1 protein-coding gene is annotated in these 222 nt (G+C 51.8%); it reads right to left on the bottom strand.

Translation table 11 applies throughout. From position 1 onward, the window contains the following. Positions 1-24: 24 nt before the first annotated feature. On the bottom strand, positions 25-222 hold a 198-nt coding region (locus IAE24_RS30535; protein WP_233626445.1), incomplete at its 5' end, for a hypothetical protein.

The raw sequence follows: 222 nt of genomic DNA, 5'->3' as shown, positions 1-222 counted from the left end.
CCCCTTGGTTCGTAGCCAAGTACTCTATCCAGCTGAGCTACAGCCGCCAAGCTTCGAATTATAGCGTGCTTTTTGAACGCTTACGGAAAACCATGAAAATATCGAAAAATAACCGTTGCCCAGCGCCTGAACCATTGCCACGGCCTCTGTGCGGGCCTGTGCGGGCGCCTGAAACGAAAAAGCCTCAGAACTTTGCAGTTCTGAGGCTTGTCGTTTTGGTGC

Origin of the sequence: Delftia sp. S65 (assembly GCF_016516495.1) — a bacterium.
GTDB classification, from domain to species: Bacteria; Pseudomonadota; Gammaproteobacteria; order Burkholderiales; family Burkholderiaceae_C; genus Comamonas; species Comamonas acidovorans.
This window is presented reverse-complemented; position numbering and strand designations above follow the sequence as displayed.